The following is a 7,730-nucleotide window of genomic DNA, read 5'->3' as shown; positions in this document are numbered from 1 at the left end:
AACTGGAAATGGCAGAATGAAACATGGTTGAATCGGGAGCGGGAAACCCTGGCTGCTTGAATCAACTGAGGCGACAACTACCTTGACACGCACCGTCGGCTGGAGCATGGGCGGACGAATGACCGCTGAGTTAGTAATGGATGCATTATTGATGGCGGTATGGCGACGTAAACCAACGGCAGAAGTATTAATCCATTCAGATCAGGGCTCTCAATATACGAGCGAAAGATGTCAGCATTTTATGACAGCTCACAATTTAAAAAGCAGCATGAGTCGTCGGGGTAATTGCCATGACAACGCAGTGGCAGAAAGCTTTTTCCAGTTGCTAAAACGGGAACGCATAAAGAAACGGATCTATAAAAATAGGGAAGAAGCGAAGGCTGATATCTTCGATTATGTCGAGATGTTTTATAATGCTAAACGCCGCCACAGTGCCTGTGAGGATCAACCCCCTGCAGTTTATGAAAGTGCCTGGTTCATGAGGCACGGAACAGTCTAGGAAACTAGGGTCTATTCACTGTTTTGGTATGTACGGGAGTTAACGTCTTTATTTATTGATGATAAGTTAACGGCTCAGGAAGTTTACATAATTAGACAGCTCATCTTTGGAAAGTGTGGGGGCTATCTTTTCATTGTCAGGAAAATGTAGTGTGAAATTGGTGTTATCCAAGAGGTAAGCGTGTTGGTAAAGCTCAATAAGCGAACGCCCGCCACAAACATTAGAGGTAAATAAATCATGTAATGGGTATAGCGGGGATGTGAGGTCTTTACACCAAAGATTGACCCAGTTTTTATAAGGTACATAATTAAATTTATAACCGAATAAATATTCGAGTTGTTTAAAGAAGTAAGTTAACGTGATTTTATTGGCGGTGGCGGGAACTATGTTGTATTTTTTCCCCATCGCATCCCCGTGGGTCGCTATTTTAACAATGGCTTTGGCGATAAAATCGACACTTGTCAGCCCGGCTCGAAAGTCTTCCAGCAAGGGGACTGAACGGGTGGATAGGCATGTTTTTACAATGCTTCCCCAGGCTTGTGTATCCGAGCAAGCGCCAGTCTTGCTGTGATACATCGCATAGCCCAGGCGCAGGACGATAAGGGGTAACCCACGCTGAGCGGCCTGTTCGGTTAACTTTTCCATCACCCATTTGCTTTGAACATATCCAATGTCAGACGTGATTGCATGAATGTTATCATTGATATCATCATCTTCTTTAGCATATTCCCTATGCGTAAAAATTTTCCCCCAGCTGTACACTGATATACTGGATAATAAAATTAACGTTTTTGTCTGTTTATGACTTGCAAATCGTAATACTTCCAACAGCCCTTGAATGTTATCATTGCTAATTAAATTATAGGGGTGGATGAAATTAACCGAACTTGCGGCGTGATAAATGATATCTATACGTTCAGCAATCAGGTCATAGTTATCAGATGAAAGCCCAAATAAAGCGTGAGACAAATCAGCCTGAAAAAGATGGACTCGAGATAATTCAGTAGAGCTAAGGTTAATAGAAAATTTGTTCAAGGTCTCGACAAATCTTTCGTTATAGTTTTTTCCGTCTTTATTACGTATTGGGCAATAAATAATGGCACCATCAATAGTTAATAACTCAACAAGTAAATGAATTCCCACATACCCCAAGACCCCGGTTAACATAATGTTTTTTTCATGCAGCTCTTTTTTATTTTTTGACACTTGCTGATATGAAATATCAGCCGGAAGAGACATTTGGTCATGTGGAAACAGTGTTGGGGACTGTGAGGCCATGCTATTTCCTCGAATGTAAAAACGCATTACTTTCACGGGTGATAACAATCATAGTCAGCGCTCGTCGTTTTGTCACATCAGATGATTAAAATAAGCGCATCAGATCCCCGATTTACTGTAGGGGGAGGCGGCGGGTATGTGGGGCCAATGCTTAATCCATATAAACTAAATGGATAATGGGTTCTCTGAATGAGTATGTTAATGACTCAGGGATTTTAATCTTACTTTCATTTTTTCTTCATCTCGTGCAGGTATCGCGTGGCTACCATTAAACGCGTCGTCGGTAAGCGTTCGTGGATGTGGGGCTGTGAAAGAGGGGGGTGTAAGGGTGTAATTTCTGTTTCAACAATCTCTTTTATTTTTCAAGCCCATAGCATGAAATTGATATCTGCTGTTACTTTGTTTTTTTCTGGATGCCGTTGGGCGCGTCACTTATTGATAATGCGTCTTGGAAAATCAAACAAAAGGTACTACGCTTAATTTTGCGTTTGATATGTGTTTTAAAGTCATTAATACGGTTGTTTTTAAAGGTATTTTTAACTTCCTCCCAAAGGAGCCTGAATGAACGTTTCAAGTGACGGTTCGTCAACAGTGCTTTTGTTCCCTGGTCAAGGATCTCAATACAAAGGCATGGGGAAAGAAATATGGAGGAAGTTTCCAGATATAACAACCGCAGCGTCTGATATTCTGGGTTATTCAATCGTGGATTTATGCGTTAATGATAGCGATCTACTATTAAAAAATACGCGTTATACTCAACCTGCATTGTATGTATTGCAGGTGCTTTATTATCTTCGCTGGAAAAGTCAGCACGATAGCGTGCCTTACGCGGCTATCGGACACAGTGTGGGTGAATATGCAGCGTTATTTTCTGCTGGCTGTTTTGACTTTGAAACAGGCTTGTATTTGGTCCAGAAACGCGGAAGGTTGATGTCCGAGGCTGCTGCTGATGGGGCAATGACAGCGGTTATCGGACTGCCGATAGCGGAATTAAAAGTGATACTTCAAAATAAAGCATTTTCAGCGATTGATGTGGCTAATTACAACAGTCCTTTGCAAACGGTTATTTCTGGAAAAATCGACGATCTGGTAGCGATTGAGGAATATTTTAAACACAATCAAATACGTTATGTCAGGCTTAGGGTAAGTGCCGCTTTCCACTCTCGCCATATGATGCAAGCAAAGCGTGCCTTTTCCCAATATTTACGCCAGTTTTATCTTCAATCACCTCAATTCACGGTGATATCTAATGTTACGGCAAAACCCTATAAAGACGGTGATGTAGCGTCATTGCTGGGCGAGCAAATAACGGCACCGGTACGGTGGGAAGAATCCGTTCGTTTAGTGATGAGTCATAGGGAAGTACAGTTTGTCGAAATGGGGATTGATGATGATAATAAAAATAGAGCAATATTAACCAAATTAGTTGATGACATTTCCATTGATGATGCACAAACGACAAAGGGATGGCATGAAAATAACTCGCCTGAGTTGGTGCAATCCCTACATTTAATGCCGGAGGTTTTACTCTCGCCGTCACAACAGCTCGGCAGTATTCATTTTCGTGAGCGTTACCACTTAAAATATGCTTATGTTGCGGGAGCGATGTATCGGGGGGTTTCGTCCCCAGAGATGGTCATCAGATTAGGTAACGCCGGTCTGCTCGGGATTTTGGGGGCGGGTGGTTTAAGTCTCATCGATATCGAGCGTGGGTTACAACATATTAAGAGGGCGTTATCCTCCACTACCGCCTATGGGGTGAGTCTCCTTGCTGATTATGCACATCCTGAGCATGAACGTGACAATATCGAGCTTTACATGAAGTATCAGGTCAGCATTATTGAAGCTGCGGCGTTTATGTCTATAACCCCGGCGCTGGCCTTGTTCCGTATAAAAGGCCTCAAACGGGATGTAAGTGGGAAAATTCGCTGTCATAATCGCATACTCGCCAAAGTCTCTCGCCTGGAGGTTGCGGAAGCTTTTATGGCCCCGGTTCCTGAGGGAATTGTGGCTTTATTGCTGCAGGAAGGTGCTATAAGCAGGGAGCAAAGCGAGCTTGCGGCCTTAGTGCCTGTTAGCCATGATATTTGTGTCGAAGCCGATTCCGGCGGGCACACCGATGGCGGAAACCCCCTGGTTCTTCTTCCCGCTATGCAACAACTGCGAAATCATCTTAGTCAAAAAATGGGGTACGCCGAAAATATTTGCGTTGGCCTTGCGGGAGGTATAGGAACACCCCTGGCTGTTGCATCTGTATTTTCATTGGGCGCCGACTTTATTTTAACGGGATCAATAAATCAATGCTCAGTCGAGGCCGGTGCGACAGAGACGGTAAAAACCTTACTGCAAGACGTTGGGATCCATGATACCGCCTATGCACCTGCTGGGGATATGTTTGAAACCGGGGCTAAAGTTCAGGTTCTTAAAAAGGGAATACTGTTTCCAATGCGAGCCAGTAAGTTATATTCACTGTACACGCTTTATCCGAGTCTGGAAGCGTTACCTTACAATGAACAGCGTGATTTAGAAAAGAATATTTTCAAAAAAGACGCTGCCAGTGTTTGGGACGAGATACAGCGTTATTTACAGCGAACAGAGCAATATGATGCCTTAAGAAAAGCCGAAGGGAACCCTAAAATTAAAATGGCAAGAATGTTTCGTTGGTACTTTCATTTCTCAATGCTACAGACGTTTAGCAATTCCATGGATAATATCCGTGATTATCAAATCCATACCGGGCCAGCGTTAGGTGCATTTAATGCGTTGGTTAAAGATACGCAATTTGCACGTTGGGAGTCCAGGCATGTGGATGAGATGGCCTTTTTCTTGCTCCATGAAGCGGTTAAGCAAAACAGTTAGGCAGTGATTTTTCATCGTAGGGGATGTGATAGCCAGATGTTTTTTTTCAATGAGGAAAGAACATGAAAGATGAATTCACGAGACGCAATAATATCACTGGTTTGTCGGACGCTGGTGAATTGCCTCTGACTTCCGTTGAAAATTTAACGCCTACAGATATTGAAAGTTACGGCAATAATGCCATCGCTATCGTTGGTATGGCCTGCCGACTTCCCGGGGATATTAAAACGCCGGAGCAATGCTGGCGTGCGCTTGTTGATAACCATAGTCTTATCCATCCTATATCAAGTGAACGGCAGAAATTATGTCCGCCGTTGTCCTCCCGTTTTCTCGGCGAAGCCGGTTGTATCAATGATATTGATTGTTTTGATGCGGCTTTTTTCCAACTTTCGCCAAGAGAAGCGCAATGGCTAGAGCCGCAACAACGTTTAATGCTGGAGATCAGCTGGTCTGCTTTGGAGTCTGCAGGTATATCACCCAAGAAAGAGAGTGGTAAGGTTAATGGGGTTTTTATTGGGATTACAAATAGTGAGTATGCCGATTTAGTAAAAAATTACTCCCCCGAGAGTGTTGATGCCTACTTTGGTACAGGGAATGTCAATGCGATGGCCGCGGGGCGACTGGCGTATTTTTATGATTGGCGGGGGCCCGCACTAAGTATTGATACGGCATGCAGTTCTTCACTGGTCGCTATCCATATGGCTTGTCGCAGTTTGTTGCATCATGAATGTAACCTGGCTGTGGCAGGCGGTATTCACCTTTTATTGGATGACAAACGGTTTATCGCTTACCGTCATGCCGGCATGTTATCTCCGACGCACAGATGTAAAACGTTTGATGACACGGCTGATGGATACGTTCGGAGCGAAGGGGGCGCGGTTTTTGTACTGAAACGCTTGCAAGATGCGCTGATTGACGGCGATCCGATCCAGGCTGTGATACGTGGCAGCGCCATTAATCAAGATGGACGTGGTCAGGGGCTAACCGCGCCGAATGCCATAGCGCAGCAGGCCCTGATCTCGGCAGCACTTGAACAAGCGGGTCTGCCTCCTGAAAGCATAAGGTATCTGGAGGCGCATGGTACGGGCACGTCGTTGGGTGACCCAATAGAGGTCATGGCTGCAGCAGAAGCTCTTTGTAAACAAAGGAGGAAGGACGCCCCCTTATTGCTGGGCTCGAATAAAAGCCTTTTTGGTCATCAAGAGGCTGCCGCTGGTGCTGTGGGGTTATTGAAAACCGTACTCGCTATGCAGCATGGCGTGCTGCCTTCCCAACGCAATTTCTCCACACCGAACCATCGTATCCCCTGGTCCCGACTGCCGCTACGTGTTGTTGATAAAAATCAACCCTGGCCAGAGGGAAAAAAACGTGCTGGTGTCAGCTCATTTGGTTTCAGTGGGACTAATTCGCATGTGATCGTTGAAGAGTATCAGGCAGAAACGGCAGGGGAAATCATCAATAAGAAAAAGGCCCCGGTGGCAATCATATTATCAGCCAAAAAACCGGACAGATTATTGGAAAGATGTACCCAACTCCTGAATTACTTGCATACTCACCAACCGGATATTCATGACCTTGCATATACCTTGCAACAAGGGCGTGATGAGATGAAGTTCAGGTGTGGGTTCTCCGCATGCACGATCGAGGAGGTAAAAGAACACTTGCAGGAGATTTTGACAGTAGGCCTGGTTAATAGTCATAAAGAAGGGCGTTTTTATTGTGGTAGTGCCAAACCTTCTTCTGAGTGTAAGGGGGGAGGCTCTGATAGCGTTGAAAATTTAGATTTTGATAGCACATTAACCCATGATGATGTTAATCAGGTTATCAGCGAATGGGTGTGTGGTGCGGAAGTCAATTGGGACGCGCTTTATCGGAGCGAAATACCGCATCGGTTATCCTTGCCTACTTATCCTTTTTCTTCAGACCGGCATTGGTTCTTAAACTCGGCTCAGGAAGAAAAACAGAGTAATGGGGATATTTACACCTTTTTTATAACGCCGATTTCAAACTCGAAAAAAAATGTTCATACCAGCAGGGTATTTATCGGTGATGAGTGGTTTTTAAACGAGCATGTGATAAACGATTCACGGATTATGCCGGGTGCCGCTCAACTTGCGATGATAAGAACCGTGGCCAATGATTATTGGGGCGCCGTTAAAACATTTCATTTCTCTAATATTATATGGCTAAGGCCCATTGTCGCCGATTCCCCTATTGAGATACATGTTGATTTCATCAGTGAGTCTGATGAAGTCACACGCTATGAATTATACAGTTTTGTCGGTACTGAACGTCTGGTTTACAGCGGCGGCTATATTTCTCCTCAGAATACTGTCGCGCCGTCCCGGGGTGATCTGGCCAACCTTCGGGACCTGTGTCAACGGCGTATACCCAAACGCGAATTCTATGAAAAATTTGACAGCATGGGATTAAATTATGGGGCTGGGTTTACCGTGTTGGAAGAGGCCTATGCCGGTAGCAACATTGCATTAGGTAAATTATCCGATCCTGTAACAACAAAAAATTTCATTTGGCCGCTGAATATCATTGATGGTGCATTGCAAGTGGGATTGGTTTTCCTTGATAGTGATAAAAACTCAGTGCCAATGCCTTTCTCCCTAAAAGACATGCAAGTCTGGGAGCCTATTCCTTTATCCGGATGGGTTTCTGCCGTTCCTTCTAGCGATGATACGCCGGCGGTTAGAAAATTAGATATTACCGTGATGGATGAAAGTGGGCGTATCGCGGTAAGGATATTAGGTTTCAGTACCCGGTTTGGGAAGAAAAAAGCGATTTCTGATCCCATTGTCTACCCCACCTCGGCGTTAAATTCGGGAGTTCAAGCCATGAATTCAGATCATACTCATTCACTCACTGCATTAAGCATTATAAAAAGAACCTTAAGTGGGTTGATTGCCGAGCACCTGAAAATGCCGGAGCATGAACTGGATGATGAGACGCCGCTGAGCGAGTTTGGCTTTGATTCCATCACCATGACCTCATTCAGCCATCTTCTCAACCAGCGTTATGGATTAAACCTGAACGCCACCGTGCTGTATGAGGCTCCTACGATTGCCGCGCTGGCAGGCTACCT

General features: G+C 44.7%; 3 protein-coding genes and 1 pseudogene. 3 read left to right on the top strand and 1 reads right to left on the bottom strand.

The window, feature by feature from the left end; all coding sequences use genetic code 11:
* Positions 1-88: 88 nt before the first annotated feature.
* A pseudogene (locus M2407_RS26110) lies at positions 89-499 on the top strand (IS3 family transposase); the annotation flags it as partial.
* Between the two features lie 66 nt (positions 500-565).
* Here M2407_RS26110 and M2407_RS26105 read toward each other — a convergent pair.
* Positions 566-1,777 (bottom strand): thioester reductase domain-containing protein, encoded by a 1,212-nt coding sequence (locus M2407_RS26105; RefSeq protein ID WP_259220263.1) that lies wholly within the window; start codon positions 1,775-1,777, stop codon positions 566-568.
* A gap of 561 nt (positions 1,778-2,338) precedes the next feature.
* On the opposite strand from M2407_RS26105, the gene fabD reads away from it, so the two are divergent.
* Together fabD and M2407_RS26095 are read left to right on the top strand one after the other, a co-directional pair.
* A complete protein-coding gene (fabD, locus tag M2407_RS26100) occupies positions 2,339-4,636 on the top strand; it encodes an ACP S-malonyltransferase (protein WP_259220262.1) in 2,298 nt (765 codons plus the stop codon).
* A gap of 62 nt (positions 4,637-4,698) precedes the next feature.
* A partial coding sequence (locus M2407_RS26095; RefSeq protein ID WP_259220261.1) for a beta-ketoacyl synthase N-terminal-like domain-containing protein occupies positions 4,699-7,730 on the top strand: 3,032 nt, incomplete at its 3' end.

The sequence above is a fragment of the Serratia sp. BIGb0234 genome (assembly GCF_024809915.1).
Taxonomy (GTDB): Bacteria; Pseudomonadota; Gammaproteobacteria; order Enterobacterales; family Enterobacteriaceae; genus Serratia; species Serratia liquefaciens.
The sequence above is the reverse complement of the archived record's forward strand: the minus strand, read 5'-3'. Positions and strand labels throughout refer to the sequence as shown.

Coding starts and splice junctions, on each gene's coding strand:
- fabD (WP_259220262.1), top strand. CDS start 2,339: ATGAACGTTTCAAGTGACGGTTCGTCAACAGTGCTTTTGTTCCCTGGT.
- M2407_RS26105 (WP_259220263.1), bottom strand. CDS start 1,777: ATGGCCTCACAGTCCCCAACACTGTTTCCACATGACCAAATGTCTCTT.